Genomic DNA, 22,719 nt, shown 5'->3' with positions numbered 1-22,719 from the left:
GGGGGGATTATGGTTTTACGCCTCCCGGCTGAGGCATAGACATGTAGAGGAAAGCAGCGGGGGCGGTAAACCGTAAGATGGGGGCGTGACGGGGTGAAGCGGGGCGTGCGCCTGGGACGGCGGCTGGCCGATTTACTTGAGATCCCGGAGGATATTGTCCTGGATTTGCCGCGGGTCACCCTGGTGGGCAACCTGCAGCTTGTCATGGAAAACCACCGCGGCATAGTTGAATACGGTCCCGAGCGGGTGCGCCTCGCCCTGGCCCAGGGGGAACTGGTGGTCTCAGGAAGCGACCTGGCCCTGGTGAGCCTTTCCGAGGAAGAGATCATCGTGGAAGGGCAAATCAGCCGGATTGAATTCGCGTAAGGGCGGGTGAGGGACGTGTTTGTCCTGCGCATCTGGTTCTTTTTGCAGGGACAGGTGCTGGTGCGGGTGGAGGGAGAGGACGATGAGCGCCTGCTCAACCTGGCGGTAAGCCGGGGGATCTACCTTTGGGACGTGCACTGGCGCGAGGGCCGGCTTTATTTCCGGGTGGGCAGCCGGGGCTTTTTGCGGCTGCGCCCGCTGGTGCGGGCCTGCGGGCTGAGACTGCACATCCTCTGCAAGGGGGGCCTGCCCTTTGTACTGCGGCGGCTGCGCCGGCGCCAGGCGCTCCTCATCGGCGGGGCCTTTTTTCTTTTGGCGCTTTATGCCTGGGCCGGCTGCCTCTGGGCGGTGGAGATCAAGGGCAGCCGCAACCCTGCTCAGGCTGAGCGGCTGGCTGAGCTCCTGGTGGAGAAGGGGGTGAACCGCGGCGTCCTCAAGGAGCGGATCGACCTGGCGGGTATCGAGCACGAGGTGCTGGCCCGCTTTCCCGACCTGGCCTGGGCGCGCGCTTATTTCACCGGCACCAAGTTCAGGCTGGAAGTGGTGCCCAAGCTCCTGCCGCCGCCGGCCGAAGGCCCCGGCCACCTGGTGGCCAAAAGGAGTGGGGTGGTGCTGGATGTCTTCGTCCTTACTGGAACCGCCCGCACGGAAAAAGGCGCCACTGTACGGGCCGGCGACGTACTCATCAGCGGCGAGCAGGGTGGCCGGCCTGTCGCGGCCCGGGGGCGGGTCCGGGCGCGCGTGTGGTATGAGGCCTACCGCGAGGGCCGCCCGGAGGAGGTGCGCCTTGTGCGCACCGGGCACACGGCCCAGGCGCGCCTGGTGCGCGCCTTGAACCGGGAGTACCTTCTGGCCGGGCCGGCGGCGGCGCCCTTTGAACGCTATGAGGTGGAAACGCGTGTTAAAAGCGCGTTCAGTTGGAGGAATCTCCGGGTACCTGTCGAAATTATAGAAAGGACGTACCACGAGCTCAAGGAGGAAAGGCGGCTGCTCACGGCGGAGGAAAGTGCCCGGCGGCTGGGGGCGCAGGCGCTCGCAGACCTGAAGCGCAACCTTGCAGAGGGCGCGGAGGTCGTCAAGGTGGAAGAAAAGGTTCTCTCGGCGCCGGAGGATAATCTTACCCGCGTGCGGGTGAGAATAGAAACAGTGGAAGACATTGCTGAACGGGTACCCTATTACCCCCTGCCACGCGAAGGAGGGCCAAGTATTGGGGGAAAGGAAGGAAAAACGGATAACGGTCGCCAGCAATGAAGAGGCGCTCCGGCTTTTCGGGCACTGCGACGAGAACCTGCGCTACCTGGAGGGCGAGTTTCCCGTTAAGCTGGTGCCGCGGGGAACGGAGGTCATCATCATCGGCGAGGCCGCCTCCGTGGAGCAGGCGGCCCGCGCCCTCGAACAGCTGGCGGAACTGGCCCGGGAAGGCAACGCCATCAGCCGCGAGGACGTGCATCTGGCGGTGGGGCTGGCGAAGCACCGCCAAGGCAGCTTGGACCCGACCCAGGAGGAGACTCTCCTGGTGACGCATAGGGGCAAAGCGGTCAAGCCCAAGACCCTGGGCCAAAAACGTTATGTGGAGGCCATCCGCCGCCACGATGTGGTCTTCGGCATCGGCCCGGCCGGCACCGGTAAAACCTACCTGGCCATGGCCATGGCGGTGCGGGCCCTTAAAAACCGGGAGATAAACCGGATTGTGCTCACGCGCCCGGCGGTGGAAGCCGGCGAAAAACTCGGGTTTCTTCCCGGCGACCTGCAGGAAAAGGTGGACCCGTACCTGCGGCCGCTGTACGACGCCCTGTACGACTTCCTGGGGGTGGAAACCTACCAGAAGTACGCGGAGCGGGGGATCATTGAGATTGCCCCGCTGGCTTACATGCGCGGGCGCACGCTGGATGATGCCTTTATCCTCCTCGACGAAGCGCAGAACACCACCCCGGAGCAGATGAAGATGTTTCTCACGCGCCTGGGTTTCGGCTCCAAGGCCATCATCACCGGCGACATCACCCAGGTGGATCTGCCGCGCGGGCGCTTTTCCGGCCTGGAGGAGGTGCGCTTTGTGCTCCGCGACGTCGCGGGGATTGCGTTTGTCTACTTCAGCCACCAGGATGTGGTGCGCCACGAGCTGGTGCAGCGCATCATCACCGCTTACGAGGAGTACGAAAAGAGCCAAGAAGGCAGGGCAGCGGGCGAGGAGGGGTAAGGATGCGGACACCGCTTCAGCAGCGCCTGGGTAAAGGACGGCCGGCGGCGCTTTGGGGCCACGCCCTGGTGCGCCGCTTAGGCCTGGGCTTTTTCACCTTCGCCCTGCTGACAACGCTGGTGAGCTTGCAGTGGCTGCCTCAACGTCTCAAGGTGGAAGAGGGCAAACCGGCTCCGGACACCATCTCCGCGCCGAAAACCATCACCTACTTCGACGAAGCGAAGACGGCCGAGCTGCGCGACAATGCCGCCCGGCTGGTGGAACCGGTGTATGACCCGGACATCAGCGTCCTCAAGGACTCCCTCGACCGGCTGCAGGAGGCCCTGGATGCCGTGCGCGCCGTGCGCGCCCAGGAAGGCAGCGCGCCCGACAAGGCCAAGCTCTTAACCCAGCGGCTGAACCTGCCCCTTACCGCCAGCGCCGGCCAGGCACTGGTCGCCTTAAGCGACGGCGAAATGGCGGCCCTGGAGCGGCAGGCACCTGCCTTGGTGCGGGAAGTTATGCAGCAAGGGGTGCGGGAAACCGACCTACCGGAGATACGCGAGCGGTTGGGCCAGAAAGTGGAGGCGGGCCAGGGTACGGCAGAGCTCAAAGAGGCGCTGCGCTCCCTGACCAGCGCCGTCTTAAAGCCCAACCTGGTGCTCAACGCCGAGGAAACGGAAAAACGCCGCCAGGACGCCCGTGCGGCCATCCGCCCGGTGGAGAGGGAAATTCTCCAGGACACCGTTATCGTGCGCAAGGGGGACCCGGTGACCGCGGAAGACATCCAGAAGCTGCAGGCGCTCGGGTTGCTCCAGCCGAAAACGCGTTGGACGGCGGTGCTGGGCGTAGCGCTCTTGGTGCTTCTTCTCATGGGCCTGGCGCTGGCCTACCTGAGGATTCTGGCCCCGCGGGTGGCAGGTAACGAAAAGCTGCTCACCCTGCTGGCCCTCATTGCTGTGGGGACGGTGGCGATCGGCCGGCTCTTTTTCCTGGTACCCCACCCGCTGGCGGCCTACCTGTTTCCGGTGGCCACCGGCCCGCTCCTGGTGGCGATCTTGCTCGATAACCGGCTTGCGGTGCTGGCGGCCGCCGAGCTTGCCCTGTTAACCGGCATCATGGCCGGCCCAGGGCTGGACCTGGCCGCGCAGGGCGTGGCCGGGAGCCTGGGCGGCATCCTGGCGGTGCAGAAGGTCAGCCAGCGCAGCGACCTCACCCGGGCCGGGTTTTTTGTCAGCGCGGCGAACCTTAGCGCCGTCTGGGGTTTGGGGCTCCTGGGGGGGCAGGGAATCGGGGAGCTGACGGTGGCGGGGAGCATCGGCGTACTCAACGGGCTCCTTTCCGCCATTCTGGCGATCGGCTCGTTGCCGTACCTGGAAAACGCCTTCGGGATCACCACGCCGGTGAAGCTTCTCGAGCTCGGCAACCCCAGCCATCCCTTGCTCAGGCGCCTGCTGCTCGAGGCGCCGGGGACGTATCACCACAGCATCGTCGTCGGCAACCTGGCCGAGGCCGCGGCCGATGCCGTGGGCGCCGACGGCCTGCTGGTGCGAGTGGCCAGTTACTACCATGACATTGGCAAGATAAAGCGCCCGGAGTTTTTTATTGAAAACCAACTCCTTTCTCCCAACCCGCACGACAAGATGAGCCCCGGCCTGTCGACGCTGGTCATTACCTCGCACATCAAGGAGGGCCTGGAGCTGGCGCGGGAGTACAGGCTGCCGCCCGCCATCACGGCCATCCTGCAGCAGCACCACGGCACCACGCTGGTGTCCTACTTTTACCACCAGGCTGCAGCCGAAAGCCAGGGCGGCGTGGCCGAGGATGATTTTCGCTATGATGGTCCGGTGCCACAGTCTAAGGAGGCGGCGCTGGTGATGCTGGCCGACTCGGTGGAGGCCGCGGTGCGCTCGCTCACCAGCCCCACGCAGGGTAAGATCGACGGGCTGATCAGGAAGATCATCAAGGACCGTCTGGCCGACGGGCAGTTGGATCAGAGCGACCTTACCCTGCGGGACCTGGACCGGGTGGCAGCGGCCTTCAGCTGGGTTATCGCCGGCATTTACCACCCCCGGGTGGAGTACCCGGACGGCAGAGAAACCCTGAAAACCCAAGCCAACGCTGAGGAAGGGAAGAAAGACAGTGCCGCTCGTAATCAGCAATGAGCAGGAAGAGGTAGCGGTGGACCGGCACTTGGAGGAACTCCTGACGAAGGTGGGCGAAGCGGCCCTCGACGCTGCGGGCGCCGGAGGCGCCGAAGTGAGCCTGACGCTGGTGGATGAAAAGCGGATTCAGGAGCTCAACCGCACCTACCGGGGCATCGACCGGCCGACGGATGTCCTTTCCTTTGCCCTGCGCGAAGGCGAGGATGCCTTTACCCCGCCGGTTACGGCCGACATCCCCGAGCTCCTCGGTGACGTGATCATCTCCGCGCCGCGCGCCCGGGCCCAGGCCTCCGAGTACGGCCACAGCCTTGAGCGTGAGCTGGGCTACCTCCTCACCCACGGTATTCTCCACCTCTTGGGTTACGACCATGCGACCGAAGAAGCGGCAGCCGCCATGCGGGCCAGGGAAGAGGCCGTGCTCGCTACGGTGGGGCTGAGGCGGTAGAGAAAAGTGGCACGGCGTGCGTTTCGGGAAAGCCTGCGCTACGCCTGGGCCGGGCTCGCCTGGACCTGGCGCACCCAGGGCAACCTGCGGCGCCACACCCTGGCCGCCGCGGCTGCGCTGGCCGTTGCCGCGTGGCTCAAGGTTCCGCCCGGCCAGCAGGCTCTGGTCGTCTTAACCATTGCCCTGGTCGTGGTGAGCGAACTGATCAACACCGCCGTCGAGGCCACCGTGGACCTCTGCAGGCGCTCTTACCACCCGTTGGCCGGCAGGGCCAAGGATGTGGCGGCCGCCGCTGTGCTGGTGGCGGCTCTGGCGGCGGTGGTCGTCGGCCTGATCGTTTTCGGCCCACCCCTTATGCGACTTCTTTTCTAAAGCCGGAGGGGGTGAGGCTTGTTTCTTTTTCTAGCCTATGGCATACTAGGAAAGAAGGGGGTTGGTGGTATGCCCCGCCGCCTGCATACATACTTTTTTACCGGTCTAATCATCGTTCTGCCGTTTTTGCTGACCCTTTACTTCTTGTGGGTGGTCTTCGGTTTTGTGGACGGCCTCATCGGGCCGCTCCTCGAGCTTATTCTCGGCCGGAGGGTGCCCGGGGTAGGTTTCGTGGTCACCGTCGGGCTTATTCTCGGTACCGGGGCGCTGGCCACCAACTACCTGGGGCGCCGTTTCCTCGGCTGGGGTGAGCGTCTTTTCACGCGCGTGCCGCTGGTGCGCAGCGTCTACCAGACGCTCAAGCAGGTGATCCGGGCCCTGCTCAGCGAACAAAAGAAGGCCTTTCGCCAGGTGGTGCTTGTGGAGTACCCGCGCAAAGGGGTGTACTCCCTGGCCTTCATCACGGGCGGTAAACAGGACGGCAGCGACATGCTGGCCGTTTTTGTCCCGACTACGCCGAACCCCACTTCCGGTTTTCTGCTCTTTTTACCGGAAGAGGAGGTTACCTACTTAGACATGAGCGTAGAGGACGGGCTGAAGTTGGTGGTCTCGGGAGGTGTCATAACACCTCCGGGCTGGGAGGGGAAGGTGAAGAAGGGTGAACAGGGCAGAGGGGATGCCGGTGCCCGTGCCGGTTAGCGCCAAGGCGGGGCCGGGTACGGCCCGCACCCCATGGGTGCTGAAGCTGATGCTCTTTTTGGTGGTGCTGCTTTTCGCCGTCAACACCCTGGTGCTGGCCGTGCTCACCGGTTATGTCCAGCTGCCCCGGCGGGTTCTGCCGCTCGAGGCGGCGCGGCGCGGGGGCGAGCTGGTGGTGGATTACAGCCAGCGTTTGGCCCGGGACCTGGGTGTGGACCAAAACCAAGCCGTGCGGGCCATTCTGGCCAAGTTTAAGTTTGAACTGGAGCAGGCGGCGAGCCCCGAGGCGGTGGCCCAGGCGGTGCTGCGCTACGGGCGGGAAACCCAGGACACCATCCTGCGCGAACAGGAAAACCTGCGCCGGGAAGAGCTCCTGGCCATCATCCGGCAGGAGGAGCGCCTGGCGGGCATGCTGGGCGAAGCCAGTATCACCGTGACGCGCAGCGAGGAGCGGGGCATCGAAATCGACGACCCGGCCGGGCTTCTTTCGGAAGCGACGCGCCGGAGGATCAAGGAGAGCAAGGCCCTTGATCGGTTGAGCCAGGTGGTGGAGGTACGGGTGAAGGACGGCCGCGCCGACTTGGTAACGCCGGTCTCGGTACTGGAGCGCCTGAAGCACGCGGAAAGCGAGGTCGACAGCCTACGTGCCCGGCTCCAGGAGGTGAAGGCGCAGGCCGGTCTGGCGCCCCTCAGCGGCACGGGGATCATCGTGCGGCTGTACGACGCCCCCGGGAGCGCCGGGGTGGGCGAGATCGTACATGATTTCGACGTGCGTGACATCGTGAACGAACTCTTTGCCGCCGGGGCCACCGGCATTGCGGTCAACAATCAGCGCCTGGTGACCACCTCCTCGATCCGCTGCGCCGGACCGGTGATCCTGGTGAACCAAAAGCCCATCGCGGTAAACCCGGTTACCATCTTTGCCTTGGGGGATCCCGAGGTGCTCACCAGCAGCCTGGACTTGATCCAGGTGGAGTTTAAGGCCTCCGGGGTGCGCATGGAGGTGGAACAGGCCGAGGACATCACGCTGCCGGCGCACGGCGAGAACGCAGGCAATTAGAACCGCCCGGAAAGGGGCGCGACAGGTATCAGCTTTCTGCCGGCCCGCTTCATCGAGCCCTGGGGCAGGCGCAAAAATTGCGCCCCATAACGGTAGTTTGTGCAAGGGGGAGGAAGGAAGGGTGGCGTGGGGACGATCTTTGGGATTGCTCCTGGTGGGAGCACTGCTGGTCACCCTGGCGGCGGGCTGCCGGCGGGCGCCTGCGCCCGAGCCGCCGGCGGCGGGACCGGCGGACGAAGCGCCGGCCGTGCCGGCGCCGAAGCCGGTATACTGCCCGCTGGACGGCCTGCCGGTGGAGGATGCTGTGCTGGTGAACCGGCGGCCGGTGGCGGTGATGATCGACAACCTGACCGGCATCGGTTCCCAGTCGGGCCTCGATAAGGCCTGCTGGGTGTTTGAAATCCTGGCCGAGGGCGGCATCACCCGCCTGATGCCCGTGTACCTGCACCAGGACGCGCCCACGGTGGGCCCGGTGCGCAGCGCCCGTCACTACTTCCTCGACAAGGCGCTGGAGTTCGGCGCCGCCTACAGCCACTGCGGCTGGAGTCCTCAGGCGCAGCGGGACATCCAGCGCCTCAAGGTGATTTCATTGAACGAGTTTTACCTGCCACAAGTTTACTGGCGGGTGCGCAGCAAGAAGGAACCGCACAATGTGTATACTAGTACGGACCGCCTGTTTCAGGAGCTGGACCGGCGGGGCCTTCTGACCAATTACAGCCGTAGCTGGGAGCTCGAGTTTCATGACGATCCCAGCGCCCTTTCCGGTCCCTCAGCGAAGAAGATTACGCTCAAGTACCCCGGCGGTTACACGGTGGAGTACGTTTGGGACGCAGGGATTGTCGATGGCGGGTATCGCCGGTTTGTCGGCGGCCGGCCGCACAAGGACGCCGAGACGGGGCAGCAACTGGTGGCCAGGAATATCCTGGTCCAGTTTGTGGACGGGACGCGGGTACTGGATAAGGAAGGGCGGCTCGACATGAAGCTTACGGGCCAGGGAAGCGGCCGCGTCTTTCAGCTGGGCGTCACCTACGAGGCCAACTGGTCCAAGGGGTCACGCACGGACTTCACGCACTGGACGGAAAAGAACGGCCAAACGGTTAAGCTGGCCCGGGGTCAGACCTGGGTGGAGGTTATGCCCCGGGGCGCGGAAGTCAGCTGGGAGTAGGGGGAACGGTTATGACCACAGAGGAAGCCCTGGTGGCGGCTGCCCGCGCGGCGAAGGCGCGGGCCTATGTTCCTTATTCCCACTACCGGGTAGGCGCGGCGCTGCTTACTCAGTCCGGCCGGGTGTACACGGGGTGCAACATTGAAAACGCCGCTTACGGTTGCACCATGTGCGCGGAACGCGTGGCGCTTTTTAAGGCGGTCTCGGAGGGAGAGCGCGAGTTCCTTGCCCTGGCTGTGGCGGCCGAGGGCGAGAGGACGGCTTCGCCCTGCGGCGCCTGCCGCCAGGTGCTGTGCGAGTTTGCCCCCGAGCTTAAGGTTTACCTGGCCGGCCCCGGGGGTGAGGTGAGGAGCCTGACCCTGGCGGAGCTTCTGCCCTGCGCCTTTGGGCCGGCACACCTTAAGGAGGCGAAACCATGAACGCTGGCGGGTACCGGAGCGGTTTTGTGGCCCTGGTGGGGCGCCCCAATGTGGGCAAATCGACCTTGATGAACGCCTTGGTGGGCGACAAGGTGGCGATTGTGACCGCCCGGCCGCAAACCACCCGCAACCGCATCCACGGCATCTTCACCGATGAGCGGCGCCAGATTGTCTTCGTGGATACCCCGGGTATCCACAAGCCGCGGACGCGCCTGGGCATCTACATGGTGGAGGTGGCGCAGCGCGCGCTGGGCGAAGTGGACGCTGTGCTTTACGTGGTGGATGGCGGCGCGCCCCTGGGCGCTACCGACCGCCGGCTCGCCGCCAACCTTAAGGGGCTGAAGACCCCGGTGCTGCTGGCGGTGAACAAGGTGGACCTTTTGAGCCGCGAGCAAACGGTGCTGGCTCTCGACCGCTACGCCGCGCTGGGGGATTTCGCGGAGGTGGTGCCTGTTTCGGCCCTGGCCGGTACCAACCTGGACACTTTGCTTGAAGTTCTCACCCGGTACCTCCCGGCCGGGCCGCAGTTCTACCCGCCGGACATGGTGACTGACCAGCCGGAACGCTTCGCCGTAGCCGAGCTGATCCGCGAGCAGGTGCTCAGCCTGACGCGCGAGGAGGTTCCCCACGCGGTGGCGGTGGAGGTGGAGGAAATGGCGGAACGGGAGGCGAAAAACATCGTCTATATAAGGGCCAACATCTTCGTGGAAAAAGAATCACAGAAGCGCATCCTTATCGGTAAAAACGGGTCGATGCTCAAGGCCGTCGGTCAGGGGGCGCGCGCCAGCATCGAGGCGCTGCTGGGCGTCCATGTTTTCCTCGACCTGTGGGTGAAAGTAAAGGAGGACTGGCGCGACACAGAGAGTACCCTGCGCCGACTGGGTTACCAGGCGTAAGGCGCCGGGGAGAAGGGGTGGATGGGATGCAGCAGGAGCTGAAGGATATACTCTGGGAGTATTTCTGGCACACCGGAAGAATCGGCCTCTACCTTCTTTACCGCCGGCTGGAAAACGGAGGCGTAAACGGTGAACCGGAGGAAAAGATCTCATAGCGGCCTGGTAAGGCAAAGTTAGGAGAAGAAGACGATGCCCCTTTACAACTTGAACGCGGTGGTGATCAAGAGCCAGAACCTGGGTGAAGCCGATAAGATAGTCACGCTTTACTCGAGCGAACGCGGTAAGGTGCGCGCCGTGGCCCGAGGAGCGCGCCGCCCGCGCAACCGCCTGCGGGCGGGAGCGGAGGTGTTCACCTACGGCAGCTATCTCCTTTTTGCCAACGACGGACTCGACACCATCAGCCAGTGCGAGATCCTGGAGTCGTACCGCGCTCTGCGCGAGGAGCTGGAGCGTACGGCGGCCGGTGCCTACTGCCTGGAGGTGCTGGACCGCCTAACGGAGGAAGAAGAGCCGCGCGGCGATCTCTTTCCTTTCCTCCTGGCGGTGCTCCACCTCCTGGCGGTGGGGCGCGACCTGGAGCTGGCGGTGCGCGCCTTTGAACTGGGTTTGCTCACCCGCCTGGGCTACGCCCCGGAACTGGACGCGTGTGTCCGCTGCGGCGCCGCGCCCGGCGAAGGCGCCGCCATGAGCCCTGCTTTGGGTGGGGTGCTCTGCCGGAGGTGCCGGCCGGCCGACTGCGACGCACTCCCGCTGCGGGGCGACACGCTGGCGGCGCTGCGCTACCTGGCCCGGGCGCCGCTTACCCGCCTGGAGCTTTTGCATCTCACACCGGCGGCCCGGGCCGAGCTGGGGTGCGTCGCCCGGGCGTTGCTGCGCGCTCAGCTTGGGCGCGACGTGAACGCAGCGGCGTTTTTGGCCCTGGTCCAGGCGCAGGGCCGCTGAAAAGGAGAAGTTGACAGGCGGGCCAGGATTTGCTACAGTAACCTTGATATAGTCGGCGCGGGCCGGAGGCGAGGATGGGGAAAGCAGCCGGGGTAGGCCTCGAAGAGAGCAGGGAGGGGTGCAAACCTGCAGGCGAGCCGGCTGGGGGGCCCCGGAGTATGGCGGCACGCACGGAGTAAGGGGGCCGGCTCGTCCCGGCCAAACAGGGTGGAACCGCGGGAGAAGTCTCGTCCCTGGTTTTGCGGGGAGGGGGCTTATTTTTTATCCTCCCAAGGACAAGCAAAGGAGGTCAAGGCTTGAACTTTCAGGAGATCATCCTCAAACTCGAAGAGTTCTGGGCGGCTCAAAACTGCATCCTGCAGCAGCCGTACGATGTGGAAAAGGGCGCCGGCACCATGAACCCGGCCACTTTTCTCCGTACCCTGGGGCCCGAGCCCTGGAACGTGGCCTATGTGGAGCCTTCGCGCCGGCCGACGGACGGCCGCTACGGCGAGAATCCGAACCGTCTCTACCAGCACCACCAGTTCCAAGTGATCATGAAGCCCTCCCCGGACAACATCCAGGACCTCTACCTGGAAAGCCTCCGGGCCCTGGGGATCGACCCCCTGGAGCACGACATCCGCTTTGTTGAGGACAACTGGGAATCGCCCACCCTGGGTGCCTGGGGCCTGGGTTGGGAGGTGTGGCTGGACGGGATGGAGGTAACGCAGTTTACCTACTTCCAGCAGGTGGGCGGCCTGGATGCCCGGCCGGTGGCGGCCGAGATCACCTACGGGCTGGAACGCCTGGCCATGTTCATCCAGAAGAAGGACAACGTGTTCGCTGTGGAGTGGGTGGGGGGCATTACCTACGGCGATGTCTTCCACCAGTTCGAGGTGGAGCACTCCCGCTACAACTTTGAAGAGTCCGACCCGGAAACGCTCTTCATGCTGTTTGATACCTACGAGCGCACCGCCCAAAGGCTCCTCAAGAAGGAGCTGGTTCTTCCGGCCTACGATTACATCCTCAAGTGCTCGCACACCTTTAACCTCCTGGATGCCCGGGGGGCGATCAGCGTGACCGAAAGGACAAGTTTCATCGGGCGGGTCCGCGTGCTGGCCCGCGAGTGCGCCCAGGCCTATGTGGCCCAACGCGAGAAACTGGGCTTCCCACTCCTTAAGCGGAAGGAGGCGGCGCTATGAGCCGCGACCTTGTCTTGGAAATCGGGTGTGAAGAGATCCCGGCCCGCCTGATGCCGGACACCCTGGCGGCCCTCGGGTCGCTGGCCCAGGAGCGGCTCCGGGCTGCCCGCCTGGACATCAGCGAGCTTAACACCTACGGCACCCCCCGCCGCCTGGTGCTTGTGGTGCGCGGCCTGGCGGAGGAAACAGCGGCCCGCACCTATGAGGTGAAGGGGCCGCCGGAGAAGACGGCCTTTACGCCGGACGGTAAACCCACCCAGGCGGCCGAGGGCTTTGCCCGCAGTCAGGGCGTGGCGCTGGCGGACCTTCAGGTACGCCAGGTGGATGGCGGCAGTTACGTTTTTGCCACCAAGCGGGAAGCCGGCCGGCCCACCCTCCAGGTGCTGGCGGAGCTTCTGCCCGACCTGGTGCGCTCCCTCTCCTTTCCGCGGCCCATGCGCTGGGGAAGCGGTGAGCTGCGCTTCGTGCGGCCTATCCGCTGGCTTTTGGCCCTCTTCGGCGATGAGGTGGTGGAGTTTGACCTGGACGGCCTGAGGAGCGACCGCTTCACTTACGGCCACCGGTTCCTTGCGCCCGGCCCATTTCGCATCACCGACCCGGACGACTACTTCGCGCGGCTGGAGCACGCGTACGTGGTGCTTTCCCCGGAGGAGCGGCGCGCGCGCATCCGGGCCCAGGGTGAGCAGCTGGCCAAGGAAGTGGGGGGCCGCGTGCTCTTTTCGGACGAGCTGCTCACCGAGGTGACCTTCCTGGTGGAATACCCCACGGCCCTCCGGGGCTCTTTCGCTCCCCAGTACCTGGAGCTTCCCTCGGAAGTGGTGGTGACCCCGATGAAAGACCACCAGCGGTACTTCCCCGTGGTCAACCCGGAAGGCGAGCTTCTGCCCTACTTCATCGCCGTGCGCAACGGTACCGCCGCGCACCTCAACACCGTGCGGGCGGGCAATGAGAAGGTGCTGCGTGCCCGCCTGGCGGACGCCCGCTTCTTCTTCGAAGAGGACAAGCGGGTGGCCTTGGCGGAGCGGGTGGAACGCTTGAAGCACATTGTGTTCCAGGAGAATCTAGGCACTCTGTATGATAAGACGCAGCGGCTCGAGGCCCTCGCCGGCCACCTGGCCGGCCGGGCGGGCCTGGACGGTGCGGCGGCCGGCTTTGTTGCCCGGGCGGCGCACCTGGCAAAGGCCGATCTCACCACCAACATGGTGTACGAGTTTCCGGAGCTGCAGGGGATTATGGGACGGGAGTACGCCCTCCTCTCCGGCGAGCACGCCAGCGTGGCCCAGGCCATCGCCGAGCAGTACCTGCCGCGCTTCGCCGGCGATGAGCTGCCGGCCACCATCGCCGGTTCGCTGCTCGCTTTGGCCGATAAACTGGACACGATCGTGGGCTGCTTCGGCGTCGGGCTTACACCCACCGGGTCGCAGGATCCCTATGGGTTGCGGCGCCTGGCCGGCGGGTGCATCAACATCATGCTGGAGGGCGAGCTCGACCTCTCGCTCAGCGAACTGGTGCGCACGGCGGCCCAGCTGTATACAAAGCAGCGGCTGTTGCCCCGGCCGGCCGCGGAGGTTACAGCGGAGGTACTGGAGTTCCTCACCGGGCGCCTGCGCATTGCCCTGGAGGACCGCGGCCTGCGCTACGACGTGGTGGACGCCGTATTGGCGGCGGCGCCGGACTATCCCGCCCAGGCCTACCGGCGGGCGGAAGCCCTGACGCGGCTGCGGCATGAGGCCTTCTTCGGGGCGCTCCTCACCGCCTTCACCCGGGCCGGGAACCTGGCGCGCCAGGCGGGCGAAGCAGCGGTGCGCCCCGAGCTCTTTACCGAGGACGCGGAGAAGGAGCTTTTTGCCGGCTACCAGGAGCGGGCCCGGGCCCTGCCGGCCCTGATCAAGGCGGAGAATTACCCGGCGGCGCTTAAGGAGCTGGCGCGCCTGGCGGGACCGGTGGACCGCTTCTTTACCGACGTTCTGGTGATGGCGCCCGACCCGGCGGTGCGCGCCAACCGCCTGGCGCTGCTCAAAGCCGTCCGCGACCTGGGCCTCATGGTGGCGGACTTCGGTCGGCTGGTGGCCGACTGACGTATCTGGACACGGCAGGAATTCTCCTTTTGGGGAAGAATACTGTAAACGAGCCGGCCCCTGCCTTCTGCGGAAAGAGGGTGATCTATCATCCAGCTCAGCCCGCGGCAGAAGAAGATTGTGGAGATCGTTAAAGCCGAAGGCCCGATAACCGGGGAAGAGGTTGCCAGCCGCCTGCAGGTGACCCGGGCCACCCTGCGCCCGGACTTGACCATCCTGACCATGGCCGGTATTCTGGAGGCCAAACCGCGGGTGGGTTATTCTTACGCGGGACAGGGCGAAGGCGAGACCCTGGCGGAGCTGCGCCGGTTGACGGTGGGGGACGTGAAGGCGGTACCCGTGGTGGTGAATCAGGGGGCTTCCGCCTACGATGCTCTGGTGACCATGATGCTGGAGGACACCGGTACCGTGTTTGTGGTGGATGAGGCGGGGTTGCTCACGGGTGTGGTGTCGCGGCAGGATATCCTGCGCCTGAGCCTGGGCCAGGCTGATTTGAGCACCGTCCCGGTGGGAGCCATTATGACGCGCGTTCCCCAGGTGACCACGGTAGGGCCGGAAGAGAGCGTGTTCAGTGCGGCCGGCAAGCTTCTCGCCCACCAGGTGGAGGTGCTGCCGGTGGTGCGGGCGCGTGCGCAGCCAGGGGGCGGCAAAGGCCAGGAAGTGTTGGGCAGGATCAGCAAGACTACCATCACCAAGCTCTTTTACGAGCTGGGTGAGAGGATCCTGTAAAGGGGGGAGTAAAGATCAAGGAAGAACAGCCGGTCGTTTTTATTCTCTCGGACTCCTTGGGCGAGACTGCCGAGCTGGTGGTGCGGGCGGCGCTCAGCCAGTTCAACTCCCAAGGGGCGAAGATAAGGCGGGTGCCCTTCGTCACCGAAGCGGCGCAGGTGGAGGAGGTGCTCCAGGAGGCCGCAGGAACGAACTGCGTGCTGGCTTATACCTTTGTCCTGCCCGAGCTGAGGCGCGCCCTGGCAGCGGGGGCGGCGCGACTGGGCCTTAAGGCTGTGGACATTATGGGACCTATTCTGGGCGCCCTGGAGGGGATCATGCCGGGAGCGCCGCAGCTTAAACCCGGCCTCGTGCACCGCCTGGACGAAGAATACTTCGACCGCATGGAGGCCATTGAGTTTGCGGTGCGCTTCGACAACGGTAAAGACCCGCGGGGTCTCTTCCGGGCCGACGTGGTGCTCATTGGCGTCTCGCGCACTTCCAAGACACCTCTTTCCCTGTACCTGGCCCACCAGAAGGTCCGCAGCGCGAACCTGCCGCTGGTGCTGGGCGTGGCCCCGCCGGAGGAGCTGTTCCAGTTGCCGCCGGAGAAGATCATCGGCCTTACCATCTCTCCCGCCAAGCTGGTGGAGATTCGCCAGGAGCGCCTGCGCACCATGGGCCTCGAGGGCAACGCGGATTATGCCAGCACCGGCCGCATTGAAAAGGAGGTGGCATATGCAGAGGAGATCATGGCCAGACTAAGGTGCCAGGTCTTGGATGTAACCAACATGGCGGTTGAGGAGATTGCCACCAAGATTATGCAACTTCTGAAAAAGGGGGATAACCTGTGACCAAGTTCGTCTACGCTTTTCGCGAGGGCAACGCCGGGATGAAGAGCCTCCTGGGTGGCAAAGGCGCCGGCCTGGCGGAGATGACCCGCATCGGGCTGCCGGTGCCGCCCGGGATTACCATTACCACAGAGACGTGCAAAGAGTTTTACCGCCAGGGGGAAAAGTTTCCGGCCGGTTTAGAGGACGAAATCCGGCAGGGGATGCGGGACTTGGAACAGGCCATGCAAAAGACCTTCGGCGACGACAAGGACCCGCTCCTGGTTTCCGTGCGCTCCGGGGCGCCCATTTCCATGCCCGGCATGATGGATACCATCCTCAACCTGGGCCTTACCGACACCAGTGTGGCAGGCCTGGCGGCCAAGACGGGCAATGAGCGCTTCGCCTGGGACTGCTACCGCCGCTTCATCCAGATGTTTGGCGACGTGGCCATGAAGGTACCGGGTGAGAAGTTTGAGCACGCCATGGAAGAGCTTAAACGAGAAAAAAACGCCCGGCTTGATACCGACCTGGACGCGGCGGCGCTGCAGGAACTGGTCCGGCGCTTTAAGGCCATCTATCGCGAAGCGGTGGGCGAAGATTTCCCCCAGGACCCGTACGCCCAGCTTTTTGCTGCGGTGCGCGCCGTGTTCGCTTCCTGGAACAACGACCGGGCCAAGGTGTACCGGCGGGTGAACAAGATCCCGGACGACCTAGGGACGGCCGTCAACATCCAGACCATGGTTTTTGGCAACATGGGCAACACCTCTGGTACCGGCGTGGCCTTTACGCGCAACCCGGCCACAGGCGAGAAGGTCCTTTACGGCGAGTACCTGGTGAACGCCCAAGGCGAAGACGTGGTGGCCGGCATCCGCACGCCGCAGCCCATTACCAACCTGAAAAACGATATGCCGGGTGTGTACGAACAGTTTAAACAAGTGGCCGAGCTGCTGGAGAACCACTATCGCGATGTACAGGATATCGAATTCACCATTCAGGAAGGCAAGCTCTACATCCTGCAGACGCGGAGCGGCAAGCGCACGGCGGCCGCCGCGGTGAAGATCGCCGTGGACATGGTGAGCGAGGGCAGAATCACCAAGGAAGAGGCCATCCTGCGCGTGGATCCCGCCCAGCTCGTGCAGCTGATGCACCGGCGGATCGATCCCAACGCTAAGGTTGAGGTTGTCGCGGAAGGCCTGCCGGCTTCTCCGGGAGCGGCCACCGGTAAGGTGGTCTTCAGCGCCGACGAGGCGGAAAAGCGCGGGAACGAAGGCGAGGCCGTGATCTTGGTGCGCACCGAGACCACCCCAGACGACATCCATGGCATCATCCCCGCCCGCGGCGTGCTCACCAGCCGCGGCGGCATGACCAGCCACGCCGCGGTGGTGGCCCGCGGTATGGGCAAACCCGCCGTGTGCGGCTGCGAGGCCATCAAGATCGATCCTCTGGCTGAGGTTTTCCGGGTGAACGGCCGCGAGGTCAAAAAGAACGATGTCATCACCATCGACGGGGCGACCGGCCAGGTCATCCTGGGCGCGGCCCCGCTCATTGAGCCGGAGCTCTCCGGCGACTTCGAGACCATCCTCAAGTGGGCCGATGAGATCCGCACCCTGGGTGTGCGGGCCAACGCTGACTACCCGCGGGATGCCGTGCAGGCCCGCCGCTTCGGCGCCGAGGGCATCGGCCTCTGCCGCACGGAGCACATGTTCATGGAGGTGGACCGCCTCCCCATCGTCCAGCAGATGATCTTGGCGGAGAGCAGGGAAGAGCGCGAAGAAGCGCTGGCCAAGCTGCTGCCCATCCAGCAGAGCGATTTCTACGGCATCCTCAAGGCCATGGAGGGCCTGCCGGTTACCATCCGCCTGCTCGATCCCCCGCTGCATGAGTTCCTGCCCAAGGAAGAAGAGCTCCTGGTGGACGTCACGCGCCTTGAGGTTACCGGCGAGAACCCCAAACTCTTGGCCGAGAAAAAAGAACTCCTGCGCCAGGTGCGGGCCATGAAGGAGTTTAACCCCATGCTCGGCCACCGCGGCTGCCGCCTCGGCATCACCTGGCCCGAGGTGTATGAAATGCAGGCGCAGGCCATCTTTAACGCCGTCAGCCAGCTGGTCCGAGAAGGCGTCAAGGTGCTGCCCGAGGTGATGATCCCGCTCGTCGGCATGCCCAAGGAGCTGGAGATGCTGCGCGAGATGGTGGTGCGCGTGGCGGAGGAGACGAAGGCGCGCGACGGCGTGGAGTTTGAGTACAAGGTCGGAACCATGATCGAGCTCCCGCGGGCCTGCCTGGTGGCGGACAAGATCGCGGAGCATGCCGAGTTCTTTTCCTTCGGCACAAACGACCTCACCCAGACCACCTTCGGCTTCAGCCGCGACGACGCCGAGGGCAAGTTCCTGCCCCAGTACATCGACAAGAAGATCCTGCCGGAGAACCCCTTCGCCGTGCTGGACCAGGAGGGCCTGGGCCAGCTCATCGCCCTGGGTGTCCAGAAGGGGCGCAGCGTGAATCCGGAGCTCAAGGTCGGGATCTGCGGCGAGCACGGCGGCGAGCCCAGTTCCATCGACTTCTGCCACCGCACGGGCTTCAACTACGTGAGCTGCTCGCCCTTCCGTGTGCCCATCGCGCGCCTGGCCGCTGCCCGCGCCGAGCTCGTGAACAAGAAAAAGTAGCGCAGCCTTTCGCCCGCGCCCCGGCGCGGGCATACATACCTTGGGTGGGGGGAAAGAAGGGTGCTGATTCGCGAAGAAACCGAGGCGCGGGAGGAAAGGGAACTTTCGCCGCTGGCCGTCCTCAGCCGAAAAAGCCGCGGGCGGGTGCGGCCCGAGCCCGAATGCCCGGTGCGCACCGCGTTCCAGCGCGACCGCGACCGCATCATCCACTCCAAGGCCTTCCGCCGCCTGAAGCACAAAACCCAGGTCTTCATCTCGCCCGAGGGCGACCACTACCGCACGCGCCTCACCCACACCCTGGAGGTGGCTCAGATCGCCCGCACTGTGGCCCGGGCCCTGCGCCTCAATGAGGACCTTACCGAAGCAATCGCCCTCGGGCACGACCTGGGGCACACCCCCTTCGGCCACACGGGCGAAGAGGCATTGAATGCCGTCTTTCCCGGCGGCTTCCGCCACAATGAACAGAGCCTGCGCGTGGTGGACGTGCTGGAGCAGGACGGCGGGCTCAACCTCACCTGGGAGGTGCGTGACGGCATCGCACACCACACCGGACCGGTGGAGCCGGCGACCCTGGAAGGAAACATCGTACGGCGGGCCGACCGCATTGCCTACATTAACCACGACATCGACGACGCCGTCCGCGCCGGGATCATCAGCGCGGCTGAGCTGCCCCAGGACGTCCTGGCGCTGCTGGGGCGGACGCACAGCCGGCGCATCAACACCATGGTGTGCGACCTCATCGCCGCCAGCCGCGCCGCCGGGCGCATCACGATGAGCGAGGAGGTGGGCGCCGCCACGGACAAGCTGCGCCAGTTCCTGTTCGCCCATGTTTACGTGGGTTCACGGGCCAAGAGTGAAGACGCCAAGGCGCGCCGCCTCATCGGCGAGCTCTACCGGCATTTTTTGGCGCACCCCGACGAACTGCCGGACGAGTACACCCGGCTGGCCGGGGGCGACACCGCCCGCGCGGCCTGCGACTACATCGCCGGCATGACGGACCGCTACGCCCGTTCTGAGTTTCTCCGCTGTTTTCTCCCTCAGTCCTGGGGCCGGAGCCTTTTTTGGGACTGACATATTCCCCCGGCCGTGCCCATAGAATGGGTTTAGATGAGAGAGGGCGCGAAAGGGGGGCTCACCGTGGGGAACGCTTGCAGCTTCCGGATTCCCACGCCGCCGGAAGAGGGCGAAGAGGTGCGCTACCGCTGCCTGGCCGGTGAGGTAGACCTCACGGCGTCCGAGATAGAGGAGGAGTGGGCCTGCGGTGGCTGCATCATCCCTGCTCTTTCAGCCGGGGAGCATTGCCTGTATTTGGAGCCCGGCAAGCGTTTCTTCAACGGCGGGGAGAGCGTGATCATCCTGCGCTGCGGCCTCTATGACATCATTCTGCCGGACCTTAGCTACTGCCGGCGCTGTGTCAGCTTTACGCGGGTCAACCCGAACCCGGGCTAGAATATTTTCGGGCCGGGTGGGAGATAATGGCAGTTAGAGGGAGGAGGACCCAGCGCCGCGCAGGCACCCCAGCGGGCGCCGCCGTGGCGCTTTTTCGTTGGCGCAAGCAGGAAATTCCTTTTCCCTGCCGAAGAGTAAGAGGCGGTAGGGGGAAAGGAAAATGGCCGGTAAGATGTTTCCTGCCGAGTTCATCGCCCAGGTGCGGGCGGCGAACGACATCGTGGCGGTAGTGAGCGATTATGTACGCCTGAAAAAGGTGGGGCACAACTTCGTCGGGCTGTGCCCCTTTCATAACGAGGACACCCCCTCCTTTAACGTCAACCGGGAAAAGCAGATGTTCTATTGCTTCGGCTGCAACGTGGGCGGCGATGTTTTTGAGTTCGTCCGGCAGCGCGAGAAGGTGGACTTCCCGGAGGCGGTGCGGCTGCTGGCCGAGCGCGCCCACCTGCCGCTCCCGGCGCGGTCGCGCCGGGAAGAGCGGCGCCAGGAGGAACGCGACGAGCTGTACTACGCCAACGCTTTGGCGGCGGAGTATTTCCGTGCCCAGCTCACGCGCCCCGGTGGCGAGGCCGCCCGGGAGTACCTGGCGCGCCGCGGGGTAACGCTGGAGGTGGCGGAAGATTTCGGCCTGGGGTATGCGCCGCCGGCCTGGGAGGGCCTCCTCAGCCATCTGAAGAGCCGGGGCGTATCGGCCGCCACAGCGGTGCGCGCCGGCCTGGCCGTCCCGCGGCCCCAGGGCGACGGGGCGTACGACCGTTTCCGCGGCCGCCTGATGTTCCCCATCCGCGATTTGCGGGGGCGCGTCTGCGCCTTCGGTGGGCGGGTGCTGGGACCAGGGGAGCCCAAGTACCTTAATTCCCCGGAGACGCCCGTATACAGCAAGGGGCGCACCCTCTACGCGCTGGAGCGGGCGCGGAGCAGCATTGAAAAGGAGGACCGGGTGCTGGTGGTGGAGGGCTACCTGGACGCGCTCACCTGCCACCAGTACGGCTTCACCTGGGCGGTGGCTTCCTTAGGTACCGCCCTCACCCGGGACCAGGTGGAACTGCTCAAGCGCTTCAGCAACAACGTTTACATCGGCTACGATGCCGATGCCGCCGGCCAGGCGGCCACCGTACGGGGCCTGGAGCTCACGCGGGCGGCCGGTTGCCGGGTCCGGGTGCTCAAGGTGCCGGTGGGCAAAGACCCGGATGAGTTCCTGCACAGCGAAGGAAAGGAGGCCTTCGCCGCCCTGGTGGCGGCGGCCCTGCCGCTGCCGGACTACCACTACCAGCGGCTCCTGGCCCGGCACGGGAAAGACACCCTGGAAGGGCGCGTGGCCGTCGCCCAGGGGATGGCCCCGGTGCTGGCAGGTATAGAGAGCGCTGTGGAAAGGGAAGAGTATACCAGAAGGGTGGCCCAGGACCTGGGACTTAGGATGGAAGCGCTAGCGGCAGAAATTCGGCGTGCAGCTCGCGCGCCGTCGGCAGAGGGGCGCCCGCCGGCAGGCGGCCGCGCGGGCAGGCCCTCGCTGGTGCCGGCGGCAGGGCAGGCCGCGGCCGCAGCCCTAACCGGCCTGGTACAGCTGTTTGTTTTTGCGCCTGAGACGCGGCCGGCGATTGCGGCCGCGCTGCCGCCGGGCGGCTTGGGGGAAACCCCCCCGGCGGTGGTTTTGAGGGCTCTCTTGAACTTGTACCAAGAGGGGAGCACGGATTTCTCTTTGCCTGAGATCAGCCGGCGGCTGCCCGATCAAGCGGCCCGGGAGTGCCTGGCCCAAGTTGCCGTGCGGCCTGCTCCGGTCGGCGAAACAGAGGGACTCCTGGCCGATTACCTGCGCTTTCTCCAACGCCTCTTTTTGGAGCAGGAAATCGGCCGGCTGAGAAAAGAAATAATTTCTCTTAACAGAGCAGGGAAAAACGAAGAGAGCGCGAATCTAATACGTAGGCTGAACGATCTCTTACGTGAGGCCAACCGTTTGAAGCAACCGAGCCAAATGACTTTCCCCACAGGCGGCCGGAAGGAAGGGGGGACGAGACGTGCCGAAAAATGATGATCTACCAGCCATCGATGGCCTGGCCGAACTGCTGAAAAAGGGCAAGAAGCGGGGAAGCCTGACCTACACGGAGATCATGGATGCCCTGCAAAACGTAGAGCTTGACGCCGAGCAGATCGACCGCGTCTACGGTACCCTGGCGGAAGCCGGGATTGAAGTGGTGGATGAAGGCGGCCCCAGCGAGCCCCTGGCCGAGCCGGCGACGGAAGAACTGGATTTGTCTATGCCGGAAGGCGTGGCCATTGATGACCCGGTGCGTATGTACCTGAAGGAGATTGGCCGCGTGCCTCTTCTCACCCCCGAAGAGGAGATCGAGCTGGCCAAGCGCATCGAACGGGGCGACCTGGAGGCGAAACGGCGGCTCGCCGAGGCCAACCTCAGGCTGGTAGTAAGCATCGCCAAGAGGTACGTCGGGCGCGGAATGCTCTTCTTGGATCTCATTCAGGAAGGCAACCTCGGTCTCCTGAAGGCCGTTGAAAAGTTCGACTACCGTAAGGGCTACAAGTTCAGCACCTACGCCACCTGGTGGATCCGCCAGGCCATCACCCGGGCCATCGCGGACCAGGCACGCACCATACGCATACCGGTGCACATGGTGGAGACCATCAACCGCCTGGTGCGGGTGCAAAGGCAGCTGCTGCAGGAGCTCGGGCGCGACCCGCTGCCGGAAGAGATCGCCGAGGAGATGGGCATCAGCGTGGACCGGGTGCGCGAGATCATGAAGATCGCCCAAGAACCGGTGTCCCTGGAGACGCCCATCGGCGAGGAAGAGGACAGCCACCTGGGTGACTTCATCGAGGACCAGGAGGCGCCTTCCCCGGCGGACGCAGCGTCGTTTTCGCTCCTTAGGGAGCAGCTGGAAGAGGTGCTGGAGACGTTGACGCCCCGGGAAAAGAAGGTGCTGAGGCTGCGCTTCGGCCTGGAAGACGGCCGGGCCCGCACGCTGGAAGAGGTGGGCCAGACCTTCGGCGTCACCCGCGAACGCATCCGCCAGATTGAGGCCAAGGCGCTGCGCAAGCTCCGCCATCCCAGCCGCAGCAAACGGCTGAAGGACTTTCTGGACTGAGGCA

At 65.0% G+C, this 22,719-nt stretch carries 22 protein-coding genes; all 22 read left to right on the top strand.

What is annotated here, in order from left to right; all coding sequences use genetic code 11:
* Window positions 1–93 precede the first annotated feature (93 nt).
* Window positions 94–366, top strand: coding sequence for a sporulation protein YqfC (gene yqfC / locus K5554_RS12195; RefSeq protein ID WP_221038730.1), 273 nt, complete (start codon window positions 94–96; stop codon window positions 364–366).
* Between the two features lie 15 nt (window positions 367–381).
* Window positions 382–1,617 (top strand): sporulation protein YqfD, encoded by a 1,236-nt coding sequence (gene yqfD, locus K5554_RS12190; RefSeq protein WP_221038729.1) that lies wholly within the window; start codon window positions 382–384, stop codon window positions 1,615–1,617.
* Window positions 1,574–2,563, top strand: coding sequence for a PhoH family protein (locus tag K5554_RS12185; RefSeq protein WP_221038728.1), 990 nt, complete (start codon window positions 1,574–1,576; stop codon window positions 2,561–2,563). The genes yqfD and K5554_RS12185 overlap by 44 nt, the downstream gene beginning before the upstream one ends.
* A 2-nt stretch (window positions 2,564–2,565) precedes the next feature.
* Window positions 2,566–4,707, top strand: coding sequence for an HD family phosphohydrolase (locus K5554_RS12180; RefSeq protein ID WP_221038727.1), 2,142 nt, complete (start codon window positions 2,566–2,568; stop codon window positions 4,705–4,707).
* Complete coding sequence (gene ybeY, locus K5554_RS12175; RefSeq protein WP_221038726.1) at window positions 4,685–5,152, top strand: rRNA maturation RNase YbeY; 468 nt, start codon at window positions 4,685–4,687, stop codon at window positions 5,150–5,152. Before K5554_RS12180 ends, ybeY begins: the two co-directional genes overlap by 23 nt.
* Before the next feature lie 6 nt (window positions 5,153–5,158).
* Complete coding sequence (locus K5554_RS12170) at window positions 5,159–5,524, top strand: diacylglycerol kinase (RefSeq protein ID WP_221038725.1); 366 nt, start codon at window positions 5,159–5,161, stop codon at window positions 5,522–5,524.
* Between the two features lie 69 nt (window positions 5,525–5,593).
* A complete protein-coding gene (locus tag K5554_RS12165) occupies window positions 5,594–6,223 on the top strand; it encodes a DUF502 domain-containing protein (RefSeq protein ID WP_221038724.1) in 630 nt (209 codons plus the stop codon).
* Window positions 6,207–7,283: a DUF881 domain-containing protein gene (locus tag K5554_RS12160; protein ID WP_221038723.1), complete on the top strand. Its 1,077-nt coding sequence runs from the start codon at window positions 6,207–6,209 to the stop codon at window positions 7,281–7,283. Before K5554_RS12165 ends, K5554_RS12160 begins: the two co-directional genes overlap by 17 nt.
* A 121-nt stretch (window positions 7,284–7,404) precedes the next feature.
* Window positions 7,405–8,448: a DUF3048 domain-containing protein gene (locus tag K5554_RS12155; protein ID WP_221038722.1), complete on the top strand. Its 1,044-nt coding sequence runs from the start codon at window positions 7,405–7,407 to the stop codon at window positions 8,446–8,448.
* Window positions 8,449–8,459: 11 nt separating this feature from the next.
* On the top strand, window positions 8,460–8,867 hold the full coding sequence (cdd, locus tag K5554_RS12150) for a cytidine deaminase (protein ID WP_221038721.1): 408 nt from the start codon (window positions 8,460–8,462) through the stop codon (window positions 8,865–8,867).
* On the top strand, window positions 8,864–9,763 hold the full coding sequence (gene era, locus K5554_RS12145; protein WP_221038720.1) for a GTPase Era: 900 nt from the start codon (window positions 8,864–8,866) through the stop codon (window positions 9,761–9,763). The genes cdd and era overlap by 4 nt, the downstream gene beginning before the upstream one ends.
* Window positions 9,764–9,789: 26 nt before the next feature.
* Window positions 9,790–9,918 carry a hypothetical protein gene (locus K5554_RS14465; RefSeq protein ID WP_255565402.1) on the top strand — a complete coding sequence of 43 codons (129 nt, stop codon included), beginning with the start codon at window positions 9,790–9,792 and terminating at the stop codon, window positions 9,916–9,918.
* Between the two features lie 34 nt (window positions 9,919–9,952).
* On the top strand, window positions 9,953–10,705 hold the full coding sequence (gene recO, locus K5554_RS12140) for a DNA repair protein RecO (protein WP_221038719.1): 753 nt from the start codon (window positions 9,953–9,955) through the stop codon (window positions 10,703–10,705).
* 296 nt (window positions 10,706–11,001) lie between these two features.
* Window positions 11,002–11,886, top strand: a complete 885-nt coding sequence (gene glyQ, locus K5554_RS12135) for a glycine--tRNA ligase subunit alpha (protein ID WP_221038718.1) — start codon at window positions 11,002–11,004, stop codon at window positions 11,884–11,886.
* Entirely contained in the window at window positions 11,883–13,964 is a 2,082-nt protein-coding gene (gene glyS / locus K5554_RS12130) for a glycine--tRNA ligase subunit beta (RefSeq protein WP_221038717.1), read from the top strand. The genes glyQ and glyS overlap by 4 nt, the downstream gene beginning before the upstream one ends.
* A 90-nt stretch (window positions 13,965–14,054) precedes the next feature.
* Window positions 14,055–14,693, top strand: a complete 639-nt coding sequence (locus tag K5554_RS12125; protein ID WP_221040621.1) for a helix-turn-helix transcriptional regulator — start codon at window positions 14,055–14,057, stop codon at window positions 14,691–14,693.
* 14 nt (window positions 14,694–14,707) lie between these two features.
* Window positions 14,708–15,526: a pyruvate, water dikinase regulatory protein gene (locus tag K5554_RS12120; RefSeq protein WP_221040620.1), complete on the top strand. Its 819-nt coding sequence runs from the start codon at window positions 14,708–14,710 to the stop codon at window positions 15,524–15,526.
* A gap of 38 nt (window positions 15,527–15,564) precedes the next feature.
* Window positions 15,565–18,168: a pyruvate, phosphate dikinase gene (gene ppdK / locus K5554_RS12115; RefSeq protein ID WP_370636989.1), complete on the top strand. Its 2,604-nt coding sequence runs from the start codon at window positions 15,565–15,567 to the stop codon at window positions 18,166–18,168.
* Between the two features lie 60 nt (window positions 18,169–18,228).
* Complete coding sequence (locus K5554_RS12110; protein WP_221038715.1) at window positions 18,229–19,239, top strand: deoxyguanosinetriphosphate triphosphohydrolase; 1,011 nt, start codon at window positions 18,229–18,231, stop codon at window positions 19,237–19,239.
* Window positions 19,240–19,305: 66 nt separating this feature from the next.
* Window positions 19,306–19,617, top strand: a complete 312-nt coding sequence (locus K5554_RS12105) for a hypothetical protein (RefSeq protein ID WP_221038714.1) — start codon at window positions 19,306–19,308, stop codon at window positions 19,615–19,617.
* Window positions 19,618–19,777: 160 nt separating this feature from the next.
* The gene (gene dnaG, locus K5554_RS12100) at window positions 19,778–21,646 is read left to right on the top strand and encodes a DNA primase (RefSeq protein ID WP_221038713.1); all 1,869 of its coding nucleotides are present in this window, start codon (window positions 19,778–19,780) and stop codon (window positions 21,644–21,646) included.
* Entirely contained in the window at window positions 21,633–22,715 is a 1,083-nt protein-coding gene (gene rpoD / locus K5554_RS12095) for an RNA polymerase sigma factor RpoD (protein ID WP_221038712.1), read from the top strand. The genes dnaG and rpoD overlap by 14 nt, the downstream gene beginning before the upstream one ends.
* Window positions 22,716–22,719: the final 4 nt, after the last annotated feature.

This window comes from Gelria sp. Kuro-4, assembly GCF_019668485.1.
GTDB lineage: Bacteria > Bacillota > DTU030 > DUMP01 > DUMP01 > DUMP01.
The sequence above is the reverse complement of the archived record's forward strand: the minus strand, read 5'-3'. Positions and strand labels throughout refer to the sequence as shown.